Source organism: Azospirillum sp. (assembly GCF_035628975.1).
Classification (GTDB): Bacteria; Pseudomonadota; Alphaproteobacteria; order Azospirillales; family Azospirillaceae; genus Azospirillum.
Map to the genome: position 1 here is coordinate 1 of NZ_DASPIS010000001.1, position 23,471 is coordinate 23,471.

Consider the following 23,471-nt stretch of genomic DNA (forward strand, 5'->3'; position numbering starts at 1 on the left):
GAAGCGGCGCTGCGCGAGAGCGAGGAACGCTTCCGCGCCATGGCCGATTCCGCGCCCTCTCCGGTGTGGGTCAGCGGCCCGGAAGGCGGCATCGACTTCGGCAACCAGGCCATGCTCGACTTCTTCGGCGAGGATGCGGAGGGGATCCTCGGCGACGGCTGGACACGGCGCATCCACCCGGACGACCTCGCCGGGGCCATGGCCGTGCGCGAGTCGCACCGGCCCCGGAACGAGCCTTTCGGCTTCGAGGCGCGCTTCCTCGACGCCGCCGGCGAATGGCGCTGGATGCGCGCCAACACGCGGCCGCGGTTCGACGCCGACGGCCGGTTCCTCGGCTACGTCGGCATGGCCTTCGACATCACCCAGGCGCGCGAGGCGGAGGCCGCGCTGCGCGCGGATGAGCAGCGCCATGCCTTCCTCCTGCAGCTTGGCGACACCATCCGCGAGCTGGAAGACCCCATGGCCATCATGGCCACGGCGACTCGCATGCTGGGCCAGCACCTGAACGTCCCCCGCGTCGGCTACGGCGAGGTCGACGAGACCGAGACGACCGTCGACATGGGCGCCATCTGGACAGACGGAACCGTGCAGACGGCCGCCGGGGTCTACCGCATGGACGACTTCGGTCCCCGCCTGAGCCGGGACCTGAAGGCGCGCAAGACCGTCCGCGTCAGCGACGTCACTGCCGACCCGCGCACCGCCGGGGCCGCCGCGGCGGCCTTCCACGCGATGCAGACCAGCGCCTTCCTGCGCGTGCCGATCTCCCGCGCCGGACACCTGACGGCGTTCCTGTTCCTGCACTCGCCGACGCCACGGCAATGGACCGACGACGAGGCGGAGCTGGCGGAGGACGTGGCGGACCGCACCTGGGCGGCGGTCGAGCGGGCCCGGGCCGAGATCGAGGTGCGCGAGAGCGAGGCCCGCTTCCGCTCCATCGCCGACAGCGCGCCGGTGCTGATCTGGGTGACCCGGGCCGATCGCCGCCGCGCCTTCGTCAACCAGGCCTATGTCGAGTTCTACGGCGGCACCTACGAGGAAGCGCGGGACGCCGACTGGCGCGAGAAGCTGCACCCGGACGATGTCGACCGGATCCGGGCGGAGTCGCTGGCCGGCGAGGCCACCCGGCAGCCGTTCATGCTCGAGGCCCGCTACCTGCGCCATGACGGCGAGTACCGCTGGCTGCGCTCCTACTCGCGGCCCCGGCTCGACAAGCAGGGCGGGCTGATGGGCTTCGTCGGCGTCGCCTACGACGTCACCGAGGCGCACCAGGTCGAGACCGACCTGAAGCGCATCAACGAGCTTCTGGAAGAGCGGGTCACCGAGGCGCTGACCGAGAAGGCCCGCGCCGAAGCGGCGCTGATGCACGCCCAGCGGATGGAGGCCGTCGGCCGCCTCACCGGCGGCGTGGCGCACGACTTCAACAACCTGCTGATGGCGGTGCTCGGCAATCTGGAATTGCTGCGCAAACGCCTTCCCGCCGATCCGACCACGGAGCGCCTGTTCGACGGCGCCATGCAGGGAGCCCGACGCGGAGCGACGCTGACCCAAAGGCTTCTGGCTTTCGCCCGCCGCCAGGATCTGCAGCCGCAGGCGGTGGACCTTGCCGGGCTGCTGGACGGCATGAAAACGCTGTTGGAACGGTCTGTCGGCCCGCGCGTCGTCATCCGCATCGACGCTCCGCGGGCGACGGCGCCGGCCCTGATCGATCCCAACCAGCTCGAACTCGCGATCCTGAATCTCGCCGTCAATGCCCGCGATGCGATGCCCGACGGCGGCACGCTCACCGTGACCGTGGACGAGGCGCCGGTTTCCGTGGCTTCGGGACTGCCGCCCGGCTTCTACCCGCACGTCAGCGTGCGGGACACCGGCACGGGAATGGATGGGGAAACGCTTGCGCGGGCGGTCGAGCCCTTCTTCTCGACCAAGGGCATCGGCAAGGGCACCGGGCTGGGATTGTCGATGGTCCACGGTCTGGCGGTGCAGTCCGGCGGTGCATTCCGGCTGTCCAGCGTTCCAGGCCAGGGGACGGTCGTGGAGCTGTGGCTGCCCAAGGCCACCACACCGGTCCAGGCGACCGAATTGCCGCCGGCCCCGGTGGTCGACGTGTCTCCCGCCGTGGTCCTCGTGGTCGACGATGACGCGCTGATCGCCATGAGCACCGTCGATATGCTGGCCGACCTTGGGCACACGGTCCTCGAAGCGAGCTCGGGCACCGAGGCGCTGGAGCTTCTGCGCAGCGGCCAGGCGGTCGACCTGATGCTGACGGACTATGCGATGCCGGGCATGACCGGCGTCGAGCTTGCCCGGGCGGCCCGCGCCATGGCCCCGGACCTGCCGGTTCTGCTGGCAACTGGATACGCCGATCTGCCGGAGGGCGTCGTCGCCGACCTGCCGCGGCTCGCCAAGCCATACACGCAGAACCAACTCGCCGTTGCGACGGCCAAGCTGTTGGCCGAAATGGCGAGGACTTCGGCACATGCCAAGCGGAGTGGTGGTTTCCACCCCGATTAGCGCGCTGAATTCCGGGGCTTGTTTGCCGCAGGCTCGCTCCGGCTGGCCCGTCGAGCGGTCCGTCAGCGTTGCGAGACCGATCCCGCCGCCGCCACCACCAGCGGAGCGAAGCGTTCCTCCATCTCCTCCGGGGTGAAGCGCGCGCGGGAGACGGCGATGTTCAGCGCCCCCACCGGCACTCCCCCCGGCCCGGTGATGGCCGCCGCGACTGACAGGTCGCCGTGATAGAATTCCTCGAACGCGGTTGCATAACCGCGGACCGCCGATTTCGCGATCTTCGCGAGCAGATCCTCCCTCTGCCAGGTGGTGTGCGGGGTGTAGGGCTTCAGATCCATCCGGTCGATCAGGGCCGCCGCATCCGCCGTCGGCAGGCGGGACAGGATGGCGATGCCCGGGGCGGTGCAGTAGGCCGGCATCCGCGTGCCGACGATGACGTCGGTGTTCAGGACATGCCGGCTCATGAAGCGCGACACGAAGACGATCTCCGGCCCGTCCATGACGGTCAGGTTGATCGTCTCCTCGGTCGTCTTGCTGAGATGCATTAGGTACGGCATCGCACGTTCCAGCATCGCATTGCTGCGAAGATAGTGATGCGCGAGATCCAGCGTGCGGACGGTCAGTTCGAACCGCTTGGTGACCGGGTCCTTCCGCAGATAGCCCAGCTTCTCCAGCGTGTAGGTGAAGCGCTGCGCGGCGCTCTTGTCCATGCCGACGGTGGCGGCGACCTGGGTCAGGCTCATGGATGGGCGGCTGTAATCGAAGGCGTGCAGCACGCGGAACGCCTTGTCCACCGACATCACCATCAAGGGATCGGCGGCCCGGCCCTCCTGCCCGTCGCTTTCGACCTGCGCATTTCCGGCCGGGGAGCCGGTTGCGGGCGCGTTCCCGGCAGTCCCGTCTGTCGCCTTGGCGGCGGCCTTGGGTGAAGAGGTGGTGGATCGGCGCGGTGCCATGTCGGTCGGTCCTGAAAGTGCGCGGTGAGAGATACCGTTGACAGCGTACCGAAAGCAAGCCAAGCTAATCAATACAAAGTATTGCTATTCAATACGAAGCGCGGCGATCCCGCCTTCGATCCCCTTTCCCGCGGGGCATTCCGGCCGTGGGCGCAGAGTTGCGCCGGCCCCGGACTGCCCTGCCGTTCCACAGGAGCGCATCCGTGACCGACTTCATCCTCACCGAGACCCGCGGCCCGGTCGGCGTCATCACGCTGAACCGTCCTGAGGTGCTGAATGCCTGGAACAAGGCGATGCGCGACGCACTGGTCGTCGCCTTCGACCGGCTGGAGGCCGACGGCGCCATCCGCGCCATCATCCTGACCGGGGCCGGCGACCGCGCCTTCGGTGCGGGGCAGGATCTCAACGAAACCAAGAGCTTCGATGCCGAGCGCGCCGAGGAATGGGTGGCGGAGTGGGAGCGGCTCTATCACCGCATGCGGACCCTGTCGAAGCCGCTGGTGGTGGCGCTGAACGGCGTGGCGGCCGGTTCCGCCTTCCAGGTCGCGCTTCTGGGCGACCTGCGCGTCGGCCATCCCGGCGTCCGCATGGGCCAGCCGGAGATCAATTCCGGCATCGCCAGCACCACCGGCCCCTGGATCATGAAGGAGATGATCGGGCTGGCCCGCACCATCGACCTGACCCTGACCGGCCGGCTGATGGACGCGCAGGAATGCCACGCCATCGGCCTGATCAACCGCATCGTCCCGCAGGAGCGCGTGATGGCTGAAGCGCTGGAGTTGGCCGGCGAACTGGCTGCGAAGCCCCCGGTCGCCATGCGCCTCGACAAGCAGCGCTTCCGCGAGATGACCGAGGCCGGATTCCGCGACTGCCTGGCCGCCGGCGTGCGCATCCAGCGCGAAGCCTACGCCTCGGGCGAACCGACGCGGATGATGGAGGAGTTCCTGGCAAAGCGCGCCGCGCGCAAGACGGCGGCCTGACGGGGCATCCGCCCGAAACCGGACCGGGGCGGAGCGGGGCGGCCTGCGGCCGTCCCCGCCCCCCTTCGAAGCTTCCTCCATCAACCGGGCGACCACAAGACCCGGCCAGTGAACAGGGATTAGGACCATGGGCAAGACCGACGATTTCACCATCAACCGCCGCAGCCTGCTTGCCACCGCAGTGACGGGGGCGGCGGGCACCGCGCTGGGCGCCGCCCTGCCGGTCGCCCTTTCGGCCGGCATGAGCCGGCCGGCGATGGCGCAGACCACCCAGATCACCGTGGCCGATCCGGGCGGCCCCTACAGCCCGGCCTTCCGCAAGGCGTTCTACGATCCGTTCGAGAAGGCGACCGGCATCAAGGTCGTCAATGTCGCCCGCGAGGCCGAACCGACCGCCCAGTTCAAGGCGATTGTCGAGACGAAATCCTACAGCTGGGACGTCTGCACCCTGACCCTGTCGGCCCGCGACATCCTGGCCCGCCAGAACCTGCTGGAACCCTTGGATTTTCCGGCCTCCGAAGCGCCGGGGCTGATGCCGGAGGCGCTGACCGGCCAGTGGATGGGAACGGACGTCTATTCGACGATCCTCGCCTACCGCACCGACAAGTTCCCGTCCAACCCGCCGCAGAGCTGGGCGGACTTCTGGAATGTCGAGAAGTTCCCCGGCCGCCGATCGCTGCGCAAGAACCCCATCGACACGCTGGAACAAGCCCTGCTGGCGGACGGCGTGCCGCTCGACCAGCTCTATCCGCTGGACGTCGAGCGCGCCTACAAGAGTCTGGAACGCATCCGCCCGCACATCGCCGCATGGTGGACCGGCGGCGCCCAGTCCACCCAGCTGATCCAGAGCGGCGAAGTGGACATGATCGCCCTGTGGAACGCCCGCGCCCAGGCCGCCATCGACGGCGGCGCGCCGGTGAAGATCTCGTGGAACCAGGGTCTCTATTCCATCGAAGGCTGGGGGATCCCGCGCGGCAACCCGCGTGCGGACGCCGCCCGCAAATTCATCAAGTTCTGCGCCGATCCCCAGCGCCAGGCGATCTTCACCGAAGCGCTGTCCTACGGCCCGACCAACCTCAAGGCCTATGACAGCATTCCGAAGGAGCGCGCGCAGGCGCTGCCCACCTTCCCCGAGAACCTGAAGCGGATGACCATCGCCCGCGAGGACTGGTGGGGTGCCAACCGGTCCAAGATGAGCGAGCGTTTCAACGCCTGGATCCTCGGCTGACGACCATCACAGGAGACCCGCCGCCATGTCCCCCTCCCACGGAACGGCCCCTCCCGCCTGCAAGCTGCTGGTCGATGGCCTCACCAAGAGCTACGGCTCCGTCGTCGCCCTGCAACCCACCCGCCTGGAGGTTCCGGCGGGCGAGTTCCTGACGCTGCTGGGCCCCTCCGGCTCGGGCAAGACCACGCTTCTGCAGATGATCTGCGGGCTGGTGGAACCGAACGGCGGGCGCATCCTGATCGACGGCCGCGACGAAACCCGCACCCCCGTCCACAAGCGCGACATCGGGCTGGTGTTCCAGCATTACGCCCTGTTCCCGCATCTGACGGTGGCGGAGAACATCGGCTTCCCCCTGCGCATGCGGGGGGTCGCCGCCTCCGACCTCGACCGCCGGGTGCGCGACGCGCTCGACATGGTCCATCTCGGCCATCTCGGCGACCGTTTCCCCAAGGAACTGTCGGGCGGGCAGCAGCAGCGCGTCGCGCTGGCGCGCTGCTTCGTCTACCAGCCCTCCGTCATCCTGATGGACGAGCCGCTGGGGGCGCTGGACAAGAAACTGCGCGAGCACATGCAGTACGAGATCAAGCGGCTGCACCGCGAGACCGGCGCCACCATCATCTACGTCACCCATGACCAGGAGGAGGCGCTGGCCATGTCGGACCGCATCTGCCTGATGAACCATGCGCGCATCGAGCAGATCGGCACCCCCCACGACATCTACGCCCGTCCGAAGACCGCCTTCGCCGCCGATTTCATCGGCGTGTCGAACATCTTCCGCGGCCGCATCCAGCAGGACGAGGGCGGCGCACCCATCCTGGTGACCGGCGGGGGCCGCTTCCGCCTGTCGGCCGCCACCGCCGCCTCGGGCCAGGGCGAGGCGTCGCTGATCGTTCGCCCCGAACAGCTCGACCTCGACGGCGAGGGCGACAACGAGGTGTCGGGCGAAGTGGTCGATACCGTCTATGCCGGGTCGGAAACCCGCGTCCTGGTGGCGCTGGGCGACCAGTCCACCATCACCGTGCGGCTGCGGCGCGGCATGTCGCCGCCGCCGCTGGGCGACCGGGTCGCCGTGCGCTGGCGCAGCGACGCCGGGGTGCTGGTGTCATGAGCGCCGCGATCCTGCACGGCTCCGCCGAGGGCGGCCTGAGGCAGCGGCTGCGCTTCGGTCCGCTCTGGCTGGCGGCGCCCGGCATCGCCTTTCTGGCGGTCTTCTTCATCTATCCGGTCCTGCGGCTGCTGGGACTCAGCGTCCAGGATGCCGACACCGGCGCCTGGACGGGGGACCATTACGCCCGCATCGTCGACACCGGCGTCTATTTCCGCGTCCTAATGGGCACCTTCCGCATCGCAGGGCTGACGGCGCTGTTCTCGCTTCTGCTGGGCTATCCGCTGGCTTACTGGCTGGCGCAATTGCCGGAGCGCAGGCGCGGCGCGATGGTGCTGGCGGTGATGATCCCGTTCTGGACCAGCTATCTGGTGAAGACCTTCGCCTGGATGGTGATCCTGGGACGGAACGGCGTCATCAACGGCATCCTGTCGGCCGGCGGCCTGCCGGCGCCTGAGATGCTGCACAATGAATTCGGCGTGATGGTCGGCATGGTGCACGCGATGCTGCCGCTGGCGGTGCTGACCATGCTGCCGGTGATGACCGGCATCGACCGCAGGCTGGTGCAGGCGGCCGAAACGCTGGGGGCGGCGCCGGGCCATGCCTTCTGGCTGGTCTATTTCCAACTGTCGCTGCCGGGCGTCGCGGCGGCGGGGCTGCTGACCTTCATCTCGTCGCTGGGCTTCTTCATCGTCCCGGCCCTGCTGGGCGGACCGCAGCAGACCATGCTGGCGCAGCTGATCATCACCCAGATCCAGGAGATGCTGAACTGGGCCTTCGCCGGCGCGCTGGCGACCTTCATGCTGACGGCGGCGCTGGTCACCTGCTGGGTCTACGACCGCGTCTTCGGCCTGTCCACCCTGTCGGGCGAGGGAGCCCGGCGCAAGACGGGCGGCGGCGGCATGCGCAAGGCCGGCCAGCGCATCCTGTCGGCCCTGGCGGCACTCACCGCCGCGGCGGTGCGGGTGACGGCGCCGGTGCTGGGCGAGCGGGGCCGCGACCGTCTGCCGGCGGTCTATTCGACGCTGGTGCTGGTCTTCCTGGTGGCGCCTGCCGTCGTGGTGGTGCCGATCGCCTTCACAAGTTCACCCTTCCTCGACTTCCCGCCGCCGGGCTACAGCCTGAAATGGTTCGAGGTCTATTTCGGATCGGACCTGTGGCTGGGCGCCACGCTGCGCTCCTTCGGCGTCGCCTTCGCCACCGCCATACTTGCGACCCTGGTGGCGGGACTGGCCGCCCTGGCGCTCGCCCGCTCCACCTCGCGCTGGCGCGGGGCCATCTTCGCCCTGTTCCTGGCGCCGATGATCGTCCCGCGCATCGTCATCGCCGTCGGGCTGTTCTACCTGTTCGCCCAGATCGGGCTGGTCGCCACCGATCTCGGCCTGATCATCGGCCACACGGTGCTGGCCCTGCCCTTCGCCTTCGTCGCCATCGCCGCCGTGGTGAAGGGCCACGACTGGCGCCTGGACCAGGCGGCGGCGACGCTCGGCGCCAACCGGGTGCAGACGCTGATGCGGGTCACGGTTCCGCTGATCCGCGGCGGTCTGGTGGCGGCCTTCCTGTTCGCCTTCATCACCTCCTTCGACGAGCTGACCGTGGCGATCTTCGTCAGCGGCGGGGTCAAGACCACCCTGCCCAAGCAGATGTGGGACGACATGATCCTGCAGTTGAACCCGACGCTGGCCTCGGTGTCGGTCGTCGTCTTCGTCATCGTCATGGCGCTTCTGCTGATCGCCGAACGGCTGCGCCGCTCCGGCCGCTGAGTCGCCACCCCCAAGACGCCGCCATCAAGACGCCACCATCAAGACGCCACCCCTGCCATCCTTTCAGAGATCCATCGATCATGTCCGATTTCGACACCGGGTTCGCCGGCCTGCTGACCCAGGCCGCGCGGACCGACGGCGAGCGCCTGTTCGCCCGCTACAACGGCAATCCGCTGACCGTCCATGCGCTCGACCGCCAGTCGGACAGCGTCGCGGCGGAGCTTCGGCGGATCGGGCTGGTTCCCGGCGACCGGGTGGCGCTGATGCAGCGCAACAGCCCGGCGGTTCTGTCCACGCTGTTCGGCCTCGCCAAGGCCGGGCTGGTCTGGGTCCCGATCAACGCCCAGCAGCGCGGCGACGGGCTGCGCTACATCCTGGACCATTCGGACCCCGCCGCCGTGTTGGCCGACGCCGACCTCGTCCCGGTGATCGCGGAGTGCGGCGCCGACCTGTCCGGCAAGCCGCTGATCGTGGCTGGTAGCGGGGCTGGAGCCGATGCCCCCGACGGCGCCCTGCGGCTGGAGCCGATGCTGGACAGCGGCGCCCGGTTCGAGGGAGCGCTTCCCGGCCCCGACGAGCCCTTCGCCATCATGTATACCTCCGGCACCACCGGGCGGCCGAAGGGGGCGCTGGTCACCCACCGCATGATGCGGCTGGCGGGCGAGGCGGTGGCCCGCGTGTCCGCCGCCCGCGATGGCGACGTCCTGTTCGTCTGGGAACCGCTCTATCACATCGGCGGCGCCCAGATGATCGTGCTGCCGCTGATCCGCGCGGTGTCGCTGGCGATGGTCGACCGCTTCAGCGCCAGCCGTTTCTGGGATCAGGTCCGCGACTATGGCGCCACCCACATCCACTACCTGGGCGGCATCCTGCAAATCCTGCTGAAGCAGCCGCCGAGCCCGCGGGACCGCGATCATCCCGTGCGCATCGCCTGGGGCGGCGGCTGCCCCAAGGAAACCTGGACGCTGTTCGAGGAGCGGTTCGGCGTCCAGATCCGCGAATGCTACGGCATGACCGAGGCGTCGAGCATCACCACCTGCAACGACGAGGGCACTGTCGGCGCGGTCGGGCGGCCGATGCCCTGGTTCACCGTCCAGCTGCTGGACGAGACCGGCAACCCGGTTCCCCAGGGCGAACGCGGCGAGATCGTGGTCCGCACCGGCGTGCCCGGCGCCCTGTTCACCGGCTATTTCCGCAATCCGGAGGCAACGGCGCGGGCCTTGCGGAAGGGGGCGCTGCACACCGGGGACCTCGGCTCCCTTCTGCCCGACGGCACGCTGCTGTTCCACGGACGGATGACCGACAGCATGCGCTGCAAGGGGGAGAACGTCTCCGCCTGGGAGATCGAGCATATCGCCGCCACCCACCCGGCCGTCGAGGATTGCGCCGTCATCGGCGTGGCGGCGGAGATCGGCGAACAGGACATCAAGCTGTTCGTGAAGCCCAAGGCCGGAGCCGCGCTGGACATCCCGTCGCTGTCCAACTGGCTAGGCCGGCAGCTGGCTCCCTATCAGAACCCCCGCTACATCGCGGTGGTGGAGGAGTTCGAGCGCACTCCCAGCCAGCGCATCATGAAGCACCGCCTGCCGGCGGCCGTGCATGACAGCTGGGACCGTCAGTCGGCACGCTGATGACGGTCGGGCGACGCGGTTCCCGTCACGGAGCCGCGTCAGCGTCTCAGCATCGCAAAAGCCGGAATGGCGACCCGGTGGACCAGCGGGATCAGCAGCGCGCCGAGAAGAAGCCCGACAATGCCTGCGAACCCGGCGGCCACCAGCCATTCCATCACCGCCGCCCCCGCCGGAAGCGCATGGCCGACCGCCACGGCGGCGTCATGGATCGCGTGCCCGAGTTCCTCCAAGCCATAGCCTTCCAGCCCATGGATGATGATGCCGCCGCCGACCCAGAGCATCGCAGCGGTGCCGACGAGGCTGAGCAGCTTGAGAAACAGCGGCATTCCATAGACGAGACCGCGGCCCAGCCCCTGCGTCAGCGGGCGCAGCAGCCGGTCCGCCCCGCCCGGTGCGCCGGGGGCCAGCCGCCGCAGCCCGAAGAGGCTGGAAACGGGCCGGTCGTTCTGCGCCAAGGCAATGCCGGCGTCGTCTGCCTTCACGATCAGGGCCACCGTGCCGTACACCGCGACGGTGATGCCGGCTCCGACGATGGCCAGGATCAGTGCCTGCATCCAGAAGGAGGAAACCTCCGCGGCGACGGCGGACAGCGTGATCGCCATGATCTCGGCGGACAGGATCAGGTCGGTCTTGATCGCGCCGTTCACCTTGGAATCTTCGAATTGCCGGGCCGATTGCCCGCCGGCCGTGCCCTCCGCGCCGTGGCCGTCATGAGTCCCGTGCGGCCAGATGGCTTCAAAGACCTTCTCCGCCCCTTCGTAGCAAAGGAATGCGCCGCCCAGCATCAGCAGCGGCGTAATGGCCCAGGGCGCCACGAGGCTCAACACCAGGGCGGCCGGCAACAGCAGGATCAGCTTGTTCTTCAAGGAACCGAGAGCGATCCTGCCGATGATCGGCAGTTCACGATCCGCAGTGAACCCGACGACGTAGCGTGGCGTAACGGCAGCGTCGTCGACCACCACGCCGGCGGCCTTGGCCCCCGCCTTTGCAGCCTGCCCGGCGGCATCGTCCAGCGAAGCGGCGGCGATCTTCGTCAAGCCGACCACGTCGTCAAGCAGTGCGATCAGTCCTGTGCTCAAGGAAACGGCTCCTGATAATCCCGGCGCCATCCTAACAAACATCGACCCGCAGCATTCCATTTTTCATGCCTATGCCGAGCCAACTCGCAGGACGCGGGTTCCAAGGACCAGAGGCGATCGCGGGTGGGATGCGCCGCGGATCGCTACCTCAGGGCAAGATCACTTGAATCGGTGCTCGGTGACGGCGACGAGGGGATGGCCGCGATGGAGATGATCCGGGCCATGGTCGACCGCGTCGTGCTCTCCCCCCACCCGTCCCTACGGGATGCACACATCTCGCACTTGCGGAGAATTGTGCAGCTTGGCATTGAGGAAAGCCCCTCTCCCCTCGCGGGGCGGGATCGGCAAAACGCCGTTGGCGTTTGGCCGATCCCGCCCCGCAAGGGGAGAAGGGCCACTCGCCACCGGATGCAGCCTTTTCTTCGCCGATGCGAGAAATGTGCACGCCATAGCCTGCCCGTCCGGCGCCGGGCTGGAGGCGCAGCTTCATGGCGACTTGGTGGCGATTCTGGAGGCGTGCGCCGAAGCGGACCCGAGGCGCCGGCAGCCCGCCTCGTTGGAGGCGGGCTGCCAAGTGTCGATGGTTGCGGGGGCAGGATTTGGCTTTTACCGAACGATGAACCGCTCTTGAGCGTAGCAGGATTGACGCCCTGCTTCCCTGCCCCCTCCTCAATAGGGCCGGTCGCCGAGAACGGTGGCGCGGTGCATGATGCGCCGGTGCGGCGAATAGTCGTTCACCGCGTAATGCTGGGTCGACCTGTTGTCCCACAGCACCAGATCGTCGGCTTTCCAGCGCCAGCGCACCGTGTATTCCGGCCGGCTGATATGGTCGTACAGAAAATCGAGGATCGCCGCGCTCTCCCGGTCGCTCAGCCCGACGATGCGCGCGGTGAAGTTCTCGTTCACGAACAGGGCTTTGGCCCCGCTGACCGGATGGGTGCGGATGACGGGATGGACCACCGCCGGGTGCTTGTCCCGCGCCGCCTTCCAGCGGGCATGGGTCTCAGGGTCGCCATTGTGCCGCCATTCAGGAAAGGAACGGGTGAAGTCGTGCAGGGCCTTCAGCGGCTCCAGCAGGCGGCGGATCGGTTCGGACAAGCCGTCATAGGCGGCGATGTTGCTGGCCCACACCGTGTCGCCGCCGATCGGCGGGATCAGCTTGCCGGACAGGGCGACGATGGCCGGCGGCGTTTCGATGCAGGTGACGTCGGTGTGCCAGACGTCGTTGTCGCTGGGATTGTGCGGGCCGGTGTCCAGCACCATGATCTCCGGCTGCTCCGCCACCTTCGGGTAGATCGGGTGGATGTGCAGCTGACCGAAGCGGGCGGCGAAGTCGCGTTGCGCCTTGGGGGTCAGGGGCTGGTTTTCAAAGAACAAAACCTGATGGGCGACCAGGGCCCGTTCCAGTGCCGCCGCTTCACTGTCGGACAGCGGACGGGAAAGGTCGATCCCCTCCACCCGCGCGCCGATGGCGGGGCTGACGGGCGTGACGGTGAAGGTGGACAGGGCGATGTCTGGCATGGCGGTTCCCCGAATCTTGTCGTTCGACGAAGTCGTTTTTTGAATTGCGGAGTCTCAGGACTTGCCTTTCCACGGCACCAGCCACGCTTCCAGCAGGCGCATTCCGTAGGAAAAGGCGAAGGCGAAGACGGCGATGATGCCGATGCCGACGAAGACCACGTCGGTGGCGAGAAAATGCGAAGCGGACATGATCATGAAGCCGATGCCACGGGTGGCGGCGATCAGCTCCGCCGCGACCAGCGTGCTCCAGCCGACGCCGATGCCGATGCGCAGGCCGGTCAGGATCTCCGGGAGGGCGCTGGGCAGCACGATGGTGCGGAACAGCTGCCAGCGGCCGGCGCCCAGCGACAGCGCGGCGTTCACCCGCTCGATCGGCAGTGCCCGCACGCCGGCCTGGGCCGACAGGCAGACCGGCGCGAACATCGCCAGCGTCAGCAGGACGATCTTCGACACCTCGCCGATGCCGAGCCAGATGATCATCAGCGGCAGATAGGCCAGCGGCGGCAGCGGCCAGTAGAACTCGATGGGCGTGTCGAAGACGCCCTTGGCCCAGCGGTTCAGCCCCATCGCCAGCCCGAGCGGAATGCCGAGCGAGGCGGCGATGACCGCAGCGGAGAAGATGCGGAACAGGCTGGCCCACACATGCTCCCACAGTGTCGCGCCGGCATAGCCGTCTTCGACGATCGCCAGGAACTGGGTCGCCACCTCCTGCGGGGTCGGCAGGAACAGCGGCGGGACCAGCCGATACTGCGTCACCAGGAACCACGCCGCCAGCAGCAGGGCGGCGGTGACGAGACTGATCGGGCCGGTGCGCGCGCCGTCCAGTCTGAAGGGGTGGAGCCGGACGATCTTCGGCCGGTCCGCGGGGCCGATAACGCGGTCGGCGGGGCGAGCGATATCGGTCATTGCAGCACCGTCCGGCGGGAGTGCGTCTGGGCATGCGGCCGATGCACCAGGGAACGGATCTCGTCGTAGAGCTCGGCGAATTCCGGTGCCGACAAAATGGCTCGCACGTCGCGCTCGGCGGCGAAGCGGCGGACGAAGTCCAGGTCGAAGCGGGCGACGATCCGGCCGGGACGCGGCGACATCACCACCACCGTCGTGCCGAGGAACAGCGCCTCCTCGATGGAATGGGTGATGAAGAAGATGCGCTTGCCGGTGCGGGACCAGACATCGATCAGCAGTTCCTGCATCTGCTCGCGCGTCAGGCTGTCGAGCGCACCGAAGGGCTCGTCCATCAGCAGGATTTTCGGATCCGTCGCCAGCGCACGGGCGATGCCGACACGCTGGCGCATGCCGCCCGACAACTCATGGGGGGCGGCGTCGGCGAAGCCTTCCAGTCCGACCAGCCCCAGCAGCGCCTCCGCCCGCTCGCGCCGCTCCCTGGCGGGAACCCCGGCGAAGCGCAGGCCGAGCGCCACATTGTCGGCGACGCTGCTCCAGGGCAGCAGCGTGTCCTTCTGGAACACCACGCCGCGGTCGGCGCCGGGGCTGGCGACCGGCTGGCCGTCCAGCGTGATCGATCCTTCCGACAGCGGCAGGAAGCCGGCGATGGCGTTCAGAAGCGTCGATTTCCCGCAGCCCGATGCCCCGAGCGCCACGACGATGCTGTTGGCGTCGATGTCGAGCGACGTACGGTCCAGCGCATGGACCACCCGGCCGTCGCGGGCGGAGAAGAAGACGCTGGCGTTGCGGACCTGGAGCATGGGCGCTCTCCTGTCGGCGGTTTGGCTTAGCGGACGTCCTTGACGTAATCGGCAGTGACGAAGCCGCCGTAGCTGGGCAGCACGGTGGTGATCTTCTTCTGCTCCTTCAGGAACTCCGCCGTGTCCTTCAGGATCTTGCCCGCACCGCTTCCCTCGCCGCCGGCCAGCCAGGCGGTGGAGGCCTGCACCTCCGCCGGGACCAGCGACAGGTTGGTCAGCGCCGACGCCTGATCGGACGGCGTGCCGCCGAGCAGCTTCGCCAGCGTCTTCGCATTCTCCGAGTCCGGCCCCCAGGCCGCCTTGTCGTTGCGGAAGGAGGCGCTGTAGCGCTCGACGGTGCCGGCGAAGCTTTTCAGGAAGGCGGGATTGTCCTTGGCGAAGGCGGCGGTCGCGACCCAGGCGGTGAAGGTGGGGGCGCCACGGTCGGCCACCTCGCGCGAGGTCAGCAGCACCTTGCCGGTCTTCTTCAGCTCGGTCAGCGCGGGATCCCAGACGAAAGCGCCGTCCAGGTCGCCGCGGTTCCAGGCGGCGACGATGTCCGGCTGCGGGATGGCGAAGACCTGCGCGTCACGCTCCGTCAGCTTCTCCTGCTTCAGGACGGCGAGCAGCTGGTAATGGTCGGTGGAGACCGGGGCGGCGGCCAGCTTCTTGCCCTTCAGGTCCGACGGCTTTTCGATGCCGGAGCCGTTGCGAACCACCAGCGCCTCGTCGGTGCCGGAGATGGTCGCGAGGTGGAAGGCCTTCACGTCCAGCCCGCGGCTGACTGCGGCGGCGAACGGGCTGGAGCCGACATAGCCGACCTGCACGTCGCCCGACGCGATGGCGGCGAAGATCTCGGCCCCCGAATTGAACTTGCGGAAGTCGATCTCAGTGCCGGTCGCTTTGGCGAATTCACCGTTGGCGATGGCGACCGAGGACGGCAGCGCGTCGGTCTGATAGCCGACCACGACCTTGCCGGACGCCGCTTCGGCGATGGTGGAGGCGGCAAAGGGGGCGACCGCGGCCAGCGCGGCATAGAGGAGTGTGGGCAGAATGGGCTTCATCGTCGTTCCCCCCGTCACGGTTGTGAATGCCGGCATGCGAGCGCCGGAAATCCGAATGTCCGTGAACTCTAAAGCGACGCTCCGGCCGTTGTCACGCTAAAATCTACTTTCCTACAGGGAAATATGTTATAAACACGTGTTCTTTTTGTTGATTCCTGTTCCTAGTGCGGTCCCGAGCGCTTTGTCAGGCTGGATTTCTGCACCCTCCGCAGCCCGTCAGCGGTAGCGGCTCCGCCAAAAACATCACCTGATACGAAGCTGGCGCTTGACCTCGCCCCTTTTTCCTATTTTCCTATAGGTAATTTCGAAATTGAACGGTATAGCGCTGTGATATCTCCGCAGCCGTTCGGAAGCGCCACGGCCCCACCACCTGACAAGGAGATCCGCCATGCAGGATTTGGATGATTTCGACCGGATGGTGATGGCGTCGCTCTGTCCCTCCGGCGCGCTCGTGCTGCCGCTTTTGCCGCCGGATGGGCCGGCGGCCGACCCGGCTGTCGGGGTGAGCGACGGCGTCGTCGCGGAAGACGGCAATGAGGACGGCGGCCTGCTTCCCCTCGGCCTCGGCATCGTCTCGGCCATTCTGCTGGCATCGCTGGCGGCGCTGGCCTGACCGGGCTGCCGGCCACTTCCACACTCCCTGCTCGCCCCCGGCACTCTGCCCCGCGCCGTGCACAAGGCCAAACGTATCGACGACCGCCGCCAGCATGGGTGGTCGTGACCCAATTCCCTGACGGAGACCGCTCCCATGCCGGACACCCATCTTCCCGTCACCGAACCATTGCCCGACGAAATCGCCCTTGCCGCCGACCGCCTGTTTTTCAGCGCCCGCACGCCGCATTCCTGGTCCGATCGGCCGGTCCCGGTGGAGACGCTGCATCGCCTCTACGATCTGGTCCGGCTGGCGCCGACCGCCTTCAACGGCAGCCCGGCGCGCTTCGTCTTCCTGACCACGCCGGAGGCGAAGGAACGGCTGCGCCCGGCGCTGAGCCGCGGCAACCAATCCAAACTGACGGCCGGCGTCATCGCCATCGTCGCCTATGACCGCCGTTTCTTCGAACATCTGCCGCTGCTGAGCCCACATTACGACCCTTCGCCGATGTTCGTCGAGGAGCCGTCGCTGGCCGAGACCACGGCGTTCCGAAACGGGTCGCTCCAGGCCGGCTATCTGATCCTGGCCGCCCGGATGCTGGGGCTGGATGCCGGGCCGATGTCCGGCTTCGACGCCGAAGCGGTCGATGCGGAGTTCTTCGCCGACGGCCGGCTGCGCACGAACCTGCTGGTGGCGCTGGGCCATGCCGACGGACCGCCGTCGCGCCCGCGCGCCCCGCGGCTGGATGCGTCGAAAGCGGTGGTCGTCCTTTGATTCGATTGCCTGTGACCCAAACGCCGTAACGGCCGGCCCGTCCAACGACCGAACCGGCCGAACCGGAGACCCATCATGAGCGTGAACGACACGGCCGCCGCCCTGCCGGCGGCCAACGGCGGAGCCTTGCCGAGTGGCGCCCCCCTGCCATCCGGCCTCCCGCTGCGCTTTTCCGCCGCCGCCCTGCTGTGGTTCGCGGCATCCGGGGTGACCGCCCTGTGGCCCGATGCCGCCGATGCCGAGCCGTGGGAGCGGACCGGCGAGTTCGCCAGCCTGCTGGTGGTCGCCGCCGGGCTGCTGGCGCTGATCGCACCGCTGACCGCGGTCATCCGCCCGGCACCGCGCAGCCGGCTGGCATCATCCATTGCGGGATTGTCGGCATCCGTGCCCTGGCTGATCGCCCTGGCATTGGGTGTCATCGGCTGGGAGATCCTGACCGCCAAGCTCGGTCTGCTGCCGCGCCCCTTCTTCGTGCCGCCGCAGGCGCTGCTGGAGGTTTATCTCGACGACTGGCCGCGGCTGCTCGACTGCTTCGCCGCCTCGCTGACGCTGCTGGTCACCGGCTATGCCGTGGGCTCGGTGCTGGGGGTGGTGACGGGTGTCGCCATCGGCTGGTCGCGGGCGGTCGGCTATTGGGTCCATCCCGTGCTGCGGCTGATCGGTCCGCTGCCGGCAACCGCCTGGCTTCCCATCGCCTTCTTCGCCTTTCCCACCAGCTGGAGCGCCAGCGTCTTCCTGATCGCGCTGGCCAGCGGCGTGCCGGTGACCGTGCTGACCTGGTCCGGCGTGGCCGGCGTCAACAGCGCCTATTACGACATCGCCCGCACGCTGGGCGCGTCCCAGCGCTTCCTGGTGCTGAAGGTCGCCGTGCCGGCGGCGATGCCGCATGTCTTCGTCGGGCTGTTCATGGGGCTCGGCGCCTCCTTCGCCGTCTTGGTGGTGGCGGAGATGCTGGGCGTGAAGTCCGGCGTCGGCTGGTACCTGCAATGGGCCCAGGGCTGGGCCGCCTACGGCAACATGTACGCCGCGCTGCTGGTGATGGCGCTGGTCTGCTCCGGTCTGGTGACGCTGCTGTTCCGCGTCCGCGACCGCCTGCTCGCCTGGCAGAAGGGAATGCTGAAATGGTAGCGCTCGAAAACACCGAAACCGCCGGAATGACGATCGACGTGCAGGCGGTCAGCCACAGCTTCGAATTGCACGGCGCGCCGTTGCCGGTGCTGGACGGGGTGGAGCTGCGGGTAGAGCCGGGCGAGCTGGTCGCCCTGCTGGGGCCAAGCGGCTGCGGAAAATCCACCCTGCTGCGCCTCGTCGCCGGGCTGGAGCCGCCCAGCCATGGCCGCATCCTGGCCGACGGCCGCCCGATCGACGGCCCCGACCCGTCGCGCGTCGTCGTGTTCCAGGACCCGACGCTCTATCCATGGCGCACCGTGCGCGACAACGTCGCACTGGGGCTGGAGGCGCGCGGCCTGCTGCGCTCGCAAGGCCACCGGGTGGACCAGGCTCTGGCCCTGGTCGGGCTGGCCGGTTTCGAGAAGGCCTTTCCGCACCAGCTGTCGGGCGGCATGGCGCAGCGGGCGGCGCTGGCCCGCGCGCTGGTCAACGACCCGCGCCTGCTGATCCTCGACGAACCGCTGGGCAAGCTGGACAGCCTGACCCGCCTCGCCATGCAGAGCGAGCTGGTCGATCTGTGGCGCAGCAAGGGCTTCACCGGCCTTCTGGTGACCCACGACATCGAAGAGGCGCTGTTCATGGCGACCCGCGTCATCGTGTTCAGCGGTCGCCCCGCCCGCATCAAGGCCGACTTGGCCGTGGACCGCCCCTATCCCCGCCACCGCGGCGATCCCGTTCTGACCGACCTGCGCCACCGCATTCTCGAACTGCTCGGCCTTGCCGAGACCTGGTGAGGACCCCCGACCATGCCCGACAGCCTCTCATCCGACACAGCCACCCCCAACTTGGCCCGCCTGCGCGGGTTCATCGCCGACTTCACCCGGCTGATCGAACGGCATGGCGACGACGAAGCCGCCGTGCTGGACGCCGGCCGGACCCTGCTGGCCGACCTGATCGCCGTCGACGACTGGCTGCCCGACGCCTATGCCCGGCCAGATCCGGTGCATTACCGCCAATATCTGCTGCATTGCGACCCGTACGAGCGCTTCTCCGTCGTCAGCTTCGTCTGGGGACCTGGGCAGCGGACGCCGATCCACGACCACACCGTCTGGGGCCTCGTCGGCATCCTGCGCGGGGCGGAACGCTCGCAACGGTACGACCTCCAGCCCCAGGGCGGCCCGCCCGTGGCCCATCCGCCCGAGATCCTGAAGGCGGGCTCGGTGGAGGGGGTATCGCCCCGCATCGGCGATGTCCATGCCATCGCCAACGCGCTGCCCGACCGGCCATCCGTCAGCATCCACGTCTATGGCGGCAACATCGGCGCCGTCCGGCGGTCGGTGTTCGACCCGCTGACCGGCCAGCGCAAGCCCTTCATCTCCGGCTACGCCAACAGCGCCCTACCCAACCTGTGGGACCGCTCGCAGCCCGTCCCCCACGCCGCCTGAGGATCCCAAACACCATGACCGCAACCGTATCGCTCGCCACCCGCAAGCCCGCCGACATCCGCCGCGCCTGGATCGAGCGCGACGAGGTCGCCCTGCTCGACGCGCGGGAGGAAGGCCCCTATTCGCTGGCCCATCCGCTGTTCGCCGTCTCCGTCCCGTTCAGCCGGGTGGAGCTGCTGGCCTACGACCTGCTGCCGCGGCGCGACGTGCCGATCACCGTCTATGACGATGGAGAGGGCTATGCGGAGCCCGCCGCCCGCCGGCTCCAGGCGCTGGGGTACAGCGATGTGACTCTGCTGGAAGGCGGTCTGGCCGGCTGGGTCGCCGCCGGCTTCGAGGTCTACCGGGACGTGAACGTGCCCAGCAAGGCCTTCGGCGAGTGGGTCGAGCACCATCGCCACACCCCTTCGCTGCCGGCGGCGGAGGTCAAGGCGCTGCTCGACGCCAAGGCCGATCTGGTCATCCTCGACGCCCGCCGTTTCGAGGAATACCGCACCATGTCGATCCCCGGCGGCATCAGCGTGCCGGGGGCGGAACTGGTCAAGCGCATCCGCGACATCGCCCCCGACCCCGACACGCTGGTGGTGGTCAATTGCGCCGGCCGCACGCGGTCGATCATCGGAACCCAATCCCTGGTGAATGCCGGCATCCCCAACCGGGTCGCCGCCCTGCGCAACGGCACCATCGGCTGGACGCTGGCCGGGTTGACGCTGGACAGCGGGCGCGAGGGACGCTTCCCCGAAGTCTCGGCCGAGGGCGACGCCGCCGGCCGCCGGGCGGCGCGCGCGGTGGCCGACCGGGCCGGTGTCGGCCGGATCGATGCGAAGACGCTGGACCGCTTCCGTGGCGACGAGCGCCGCACGCTCCACCTCTTCGACGTGCGCACGCCGGAGGAGTATGAGGCCGGCCATCTGCCGGGCTTCCGCCATGCCGCCGGCGGCCAGCTGGTCCAAGCGACCGACGAGCATGTGGCGGTGCGCGGCGCCCGCATCGTCCTGGCCGACGATCCGGCGGGCGGCGGCGGACCGCGCGCCGACATGACCGCCTCCTGGCTCGCCCAGCTCGGCTGGGAGGTGCATGTGCTGGAAGGTGACGTGTCGGCCCTGGGCAGCGAGAGCGGATCCGACCGCCGCCGCCTGCCGCCGGAGCCGGATGCGGGGGCGGAGACGATCGCCCCGCGCGACCTGCTGGCCCTGCTGGAGAATGGCGAGGCGGCGGTGATCGACATCACCCGCAGCCCGCGCTACCGCGCCGGCCACATTCCGGGGGCGTATTTCTCCACCCGCGCCCGGCTGGCCGAGACCATCGCCCGCCTGCCCACGGGCGTGCGGCCGGTGCTGACCTGCGGCGACGGCACGCTGACCCGCTATGCGGTCGCGGACTTCCCTGCAGGCCAGCGCCCGCTGCTGCTGGAGGGCGGCACCAAGGGGTGGATCGCGGCCGGACTGCCGCTCAGCACCGACCTCGACCGTCTGGGGGGTGAGCCCGACGACGTCTACAAGCGCCCCTACGAGGGCACCGACAACAGCGCCGCCGCCATGCAGGGCTACATCGACTGGGAGCTTGAACTGGTCGATCAGCTGAAGCGCGACGGCGCCCACAACTTCCACGTCATCTGACGGAGCCTGCCATGACGATGTTCACCAATCCCCTCCCGTCATTGTCGCGCCGCCATGCCCTCGGCCTCGGTGTTGGCGCACTCGCCGCCGGTCTCGCATTTCCGCCTCTGCGGCAGGCACGGGCGGCCATTCCCGCCGGCACCGTGCTGAAGGTCGGCGACCAGAAGGGCGGCGTGCAGTCGGTGATCGAGGCCGCCGGGCTTCTGGCCGACCTGCCCTATCGCATCGAATGGAGCCAGTTCCCGGCCGCCGCCCCGCTGCTGGAGGCGCTGAACGCCGGCGCCATCGAGGTCGGCTATGCCGGCGACGCGCCGACCACCTTCGCGCTGGCCGCCGGCACCTCGGCCAAGATCATCGGCGCCGTCCGTTCCAACCCGCAGAGCACGACCATCTTGGTGCCGGGCAACTCCTCCATCCGCAGCGTCGCCGACCTGAAGGGCAAGACCATCGGGACCGGGCGCGGCTCCATCGGCCACTATCTCGTGCTGGCGGCGTTGAAGGCGAACGGCCTGAAGCCCGGCGACGCGAAGATCGCCTTCCTGCTGCCGTCGGACGCCAAGTCGGCGCTGGCCGCCGGGTCCATCGACGCCTGGTCGAGCTGGGGCATCTATGTGTCGCAGGCGCTGCTGGTCGACGGTGCCCGCGCGGTTGTCACCGGCACCGGGTTGATGAGCGGCCTGTCCTATCAGTCCGCCACACTGGAGGCCATCGCCACCAAACGGGATGCTTTGGCCGACCTGATCCGCCGCTTCGCCGCTGCCAGGCTGTGGGCGCTGGAGAACAGCGACGCTTATGCCGGCATCTGGGCCAAAACGGTCGGCGTCGACTCCACCATTGCCCGCCACACCTTCGGCGTCGAACGGGCGCGGCCGGTCGCCATCGACAGTTCCGTCATCGCCGACCAGCAGGCGACATCCGATGTCTGGCGGGAGTTCGGCATCATCCCCAAACGGCTGGACGCGGCGGCGATCTTCGACCCCGGCTTCAACAGCGCCCTTCCTGCCTGACGATAGGGAGTCGGCGAGTTGGCGATGTTCCCCACCAACCTCGACATGGACGTGCTGCGGGCGCTGGTGATCGCTATGGAGAATGGCGGCTTCGCCCGCGCCGCCGAGCGGCTTGGGCGGACCCAGTCGGCCATCAGCCTGCAAATGAAGAAGCTGGAAGAGCAGGTTGGACAGCCGCTGTTCCGCAAAGCCGGGCGCACGGTGGCGCCGACCGATGTCGGCGACCTGCTGCTCGGCTATGCACGCCGCATCGTCGCCTTGAATGACGAGGCGCTGACGGCCGCCCGCGGCCGGGCGATGGACGCCGGCACGGCATCGAGCGGCACAACGGCGGCGGGCGCCCATGGCGCATCACCTTCACCAGCCCCAGCCTGTCCGGCCTGTGGGCGGCGGTCGACCGGCTGCACGGGACCCTGACGGAATCGATGGCCGGAGTCCCGTGTGATGCAGGCGCATACAAACAACGAAATTGACTTGTTACTTAAGTTTTTCTCAACGGTTTTTCTTGTGTTTTTGTTTTCCCTATTTACACAATAGGGATACGCTTTCTCCCGTAGCCATCGCAACAGACCGGCCTCGGGAGAGAGCATGACGCCAGCCACCGCGATCCAAAAAACGGGACGCCGATCCCGCGCCTGGACGCTTCCGGCGGGTCTCCGCCGCTGTGCCGTACCGCTGGCGCTGCTCGTGCTGTGGCAGGCCAGCGTCGGGCTCGGCTGGATTTCCACCCGCTCCATCCCGTCGCCCAGCCAGATCCTCACCGCTTTCTGGGACTTGGCGATCAGCGGCGAGTTGGCGGTGCATCTGCTGGTCTCGCTCGGCCGGGTCAGTGCCGGACTAGCCATCGGCGTGTCGGCCGGCACAGTCTGCGCCCTGATCGCCGGCCTGTCGCGGCGGGGAGAGGATGCGCTGGACGCCCTACTGCAAATGCTGCGCACCCTGCCCCATCTGGCGCTGGTGCCGCTGTTCATCCTGTGGTTCGGCATCGGCGAGACGCCGAAGATCGCCCTGGTGGCGCTCGGCACCGCCTTCCCGATCTACCTCAACCTGTTCGCCGGCATCCGCACCGTCGACGCCAAGGTGGTGGAGGCCGTGTCCACCCTCGGCCTGACCCGGTGGGAACTGATCGCCCAGGTCATCCTGCCGGGCGCCCTGCCGGCCTTCCTGACCGGGCTGCGCTATGCGCTCGGCGTCGCCTGGCTCAGCCTGGTGGTGGGGGAGCAGATCAACGCCTCCAGCGGCATCGGCTATCTGGCGATGACGGCGCGGGAGTTCCTGCGCACCGACGTGATCATCGTCGCCCTGATCGTCTACGCCATCCTCGGCCTGCTCGCCGACCTGATCGTCCGCCTCATCGAACGCTCGGCGCTGGTCTGGCGCCCAGCCTTCATCAAGGAGTGACCC

21 protein-coding genes are annotated in these 23,471 nt (G+C 68.6%); 15 read left to right on the plus strand and 6 right to left on the minus strand.

Features of this window, described 5'->3' with window-relative positions; genetic code table 11:
* Nucleotides 1–2,511, plus strand: a 2,511-nt coding sequence (locus VD964_RS00005; RefSeq protein WP_324864246.1) for a PAS domain S-box protein, incomplete at its 5' end; no start/stop codon positions are given.
* Nucleotides 2,512–2,573: 62 nt separating this feature from the next.
* On the opposite strand, the gene VD964_RS00010 is transcribed toward VD964_RS00005, so the two are convergent.
* A complete protein-coding gene (locus tag VD964_RS00010) occupies nucleotides 2,574–3,464 on the minus strand; it encodes an IclR family transcriptional regulator (RefSeq protein ID WP_324864248.1) in 891 nt (296 codons plus the stop codon).
* 203 nt (nucleotides 3,465–3,667) lie between these two features.
* Here VD964_RS00010 and VD964_RS00015 point away from each other — a divergent pair, with 203 nt between their 5' ends.
* From VD964_RS00015 to VD964_RS00035, 5 genes are all read left to right on the plus strand, one after another.
* Complete coding sequence (locus VD964_RS00015; protein WP_324864250.1) at nucleotides 3,668–4,444, plus strand: enoyl-CoA hydratase/isomerase family protein; 777 nt, start codon at nucleotides 3,668–3,670, stop codon at nucleotides 4,442–4,444.
* A gap of 127 nt (nucleotides 4,445–4,571) precedes the next feature.
* On the plus strand, nucleotides 4,572–5,672 hold the full coding sequence (locus tag VD964_RS00020) for an ABC transporter substrate-binding protein (protein WP_324864252.1): 1,101 nt from the start codon (nucleotides 4,572–4,574) through the stop codon (nucleotides 5,670–5,672).
* A 25-nt stretch (nucleotides 5,673–5,697) separates the two neighbouring features.
* Entirely contained in the window at nucleotides 5,698–6,780 is a 1,083-nt protein-coding gene (locus VD964_RS00025; RefSeq protein WP_324864254.1) for an ABC transporter ATP-binding protein, read from the plus strand.
* Nucleotides 6,777–8,540, plus strand: a complete 1,764-nt coding sequence (locus tag VD964_RS00030) for an ABC transporter permease subunit (RefSeq protein WP_324864256.1) — start codon at nucleotides 6,777–6,779, stop codon at nucleotides 8,538–8,540. Before VD964_RS00025 ends, VD964_RS00030 begins: the two co-directional genes overlap by 4 nt.
* Before the next feature lie 80 nt (nucleotides 8,541–8,620).
* Entirely contained in the window at nucleotides 8,621–10,171 is a 1,551-nt protein-coding gene (locus tag VD964_RS00035) for an AMP-binding protein (protein WP_324864258.1), read from the plus strand.
* 38 nt (nucleotides 10,172–10,209) lie between these two features.
* Here VD964_RS00035 and VD964_RS00040 read toward each other — a convergent pair whose 3' ends face one another.
* The 5 genes from VD964_RS00040 to tauA all read right to left on the minus strand — a co-directional run bounded on the left by VD964_RS00040 (nucleotide 10,210) and on the right by tauA (nucleotide 15,520).
* The gene (locus VD964_RS00040) at nucleotides 10,210–11,310 is read right to left on the minus strand and encodes a DUF808 domain-containing protein (RefSeq protein WP_324864260.1); all 1,101 of its coding nucleotides are present in this window, start codon (nucleotides 11,308–11,310) and stop codon (nucleotides 10,210–10,212) included.
* A 609-nt stretch (nucleotides 11,311–11,919) separates the two neighbouring features.
* Nucleotides 11,920–12,771 carry a taurine dioxygenase gene (gene tauD / locus VD964_RS00045; RefSeq protein WP_324864262.1) on the minus strand — a complete coding sequence of 284 codons (852 nt, stop codon included), beginning with the start codon at nucleotides 12,769–12,771 and terminating at the stop codon, nucleotides 11,920–11,922.
* 54 nt (nucleotides 12,772–12,825) lie between these two features.
* On the minus strand, nucleotides 12,826–13,677 hold the full coding sequence (locus tag VD964_RS00050) for an ABC transporter permease subunit (protein ID WP_324864264.1): 852 nt from the start codon (nucleotides 13,675–13,677) through the stop codon (nucleotides 12,826–12,828).
* Nucleotides 13,674–14,477, minus strand: coding sequence for an ABC transporter ATP-binding protein (locus VD964_RS00055; protein WP_324864266.1), 804 nt, complete (start codon nucleotides 14,475–14,477; stop codon nucleotides 13,674–13,676). Before VD964_RS00055 ends, VD964_RS00050 begins: the two co-directional genes overlap by 4 nt.
* Before the next feature lie 26 nt (nucleotides 14,478–14,503).
* Entirely contained in the window at nucleotides 14,504–15,520 is a 1,017-nt protein-coding gene (gene tauA / locus VD964_RS00060) for a taurine ABC transporter substrate-binding protein (protein ID WP_324864267.1), read from the minus strand.
* Between the two features lie 388 nt (nucleotides 15,521–15,908).
* On the opposite strand from tauA, the gene VD964_RS00065 reads away from it, so the two are divergent.
* The 9 genes from VD964_RS00065 (at nucleotide 15,909) to VD964_RS00105 (ending at nucleotide 23,468) form a co-directional block, all read left to right on the plus strand.
* The gene (locus tag VD964_RS00065; RefSeq protein ID WP_324864268.1) at nucleotides 15,909–16,133 is read left to right on the plus strand and encodes a hypothetical protein; all 225 of its coding nucleotides are present in this window, start codon (nucleotides 15,909–15,911) and stop codon (nucleotides 16,131–16,133) included.
* 135 nt (nucleotides 16,134–16,268) lie between these two features.
* Nucleotides 16,269–16,886, plus strand: a complete 618-nt coding sequence (locus VD964_RS00070) for a malonic semialdehyde reductase (protein WP_324864269.1) — start codon at nucleotides 16,269–16,271, stop codon at nucleotides 16,884–16,886.
* A gap of 75 nt (nucleotides 16,887–16,961) precedes the next feature.
* Nucleotides 16,962–18,014, plus strand: a complete 1,053-nt coding sequence (locus tag VD964_RS00075) for an ABC transporter permease (protein ID WP_324864271.1) — start codon at nucleotides 16,962–16,964, stop codon at nucleotides 18,012–18,014.
* The gene (locus VD964_RS00080; RefSeq protein WP_324864273.1) at nucleotides 18,008–18,790 is read left to right on the plus strand and encodes an ABC transporter ATP-binding protein; all 783 of its coding nucleotides are present in this window, start codon (nucleotides 18,008–18,010) and stop codon (nucleotides 18,788–18,790) included. The genes VD964_RS00075 and VD964_RS00080 overlap by 7 nt, the downstream gene beginning before the upstream one ends.
* 12 nt (nucleotides 18,791–18,802) lie before the next feature.
* Nucleotides 18,803–19,441, plus strand: coding sequence for a cysteine dioxygenase (locus tag VD964_RS00085; protein ID WP_324864275.1), 639 nt, complete (start codon nucleotides 18,803–18,805; stop codon nucleotides 19,439–19,441).
* Nucleotides 19,442–19,455: 14 nt separating this feature from the next.
* Nucleotides 19,456–21,060, plus strand: coding sequence for a rhodanese-like domain-containing protein (locus tag VD964_RS00090; protein WP_324864276.1), 1,605 nt, complete (start codon nucleotides 19,456–19,458; stop codon nucleotides 21,058–21,060).
* An 11-nt stretch (nucleotides 21,061–21,071) separates the two neighbouring features.
* Nucleotides 21,072–22,067, plus strand: coding sequence for an ABC transporter substrate-binding protein (locus VD964_RS00095; RefSeq protein ID WP_324864278.1), 996 nt, complete (start codon nucleotides 21,072–21,074; stop codon nucleotides 22,065–22,067).
* Nucleotides 22,068–22,091: 24 nt separating this feature from the next.
* Nucleotides 22,092–22,484 carry a LysR family transcriptional regulator gene (locus VD964_RS00100; RefSeq protein WP_324864294.1) on the plus strand — a complete coding sequence of 131 codons (393 nt, stop codon included), beginning with the start codon at nucleotides 22,092–22,094 and terminating at the stop codon, nucleotides 22,482–22,484.
* 171 nt (nucleotides 22,485–22,655) lie between these two features.
* Nucleotides 22,656–23,468, plus strand: a complete 813-nt coding sequence (locus tag VD964_RS00105) for an ABC transporter permease subunit (RefSeq protein ID WP_324864280.1) — start codon at nucleotides 22,656–22,658, stop codon at nucleotides 23,466–23,468.
* The last annotated feature ends 3 nt before the right edge of the window (nucleotides 23,469–23,471 follow it).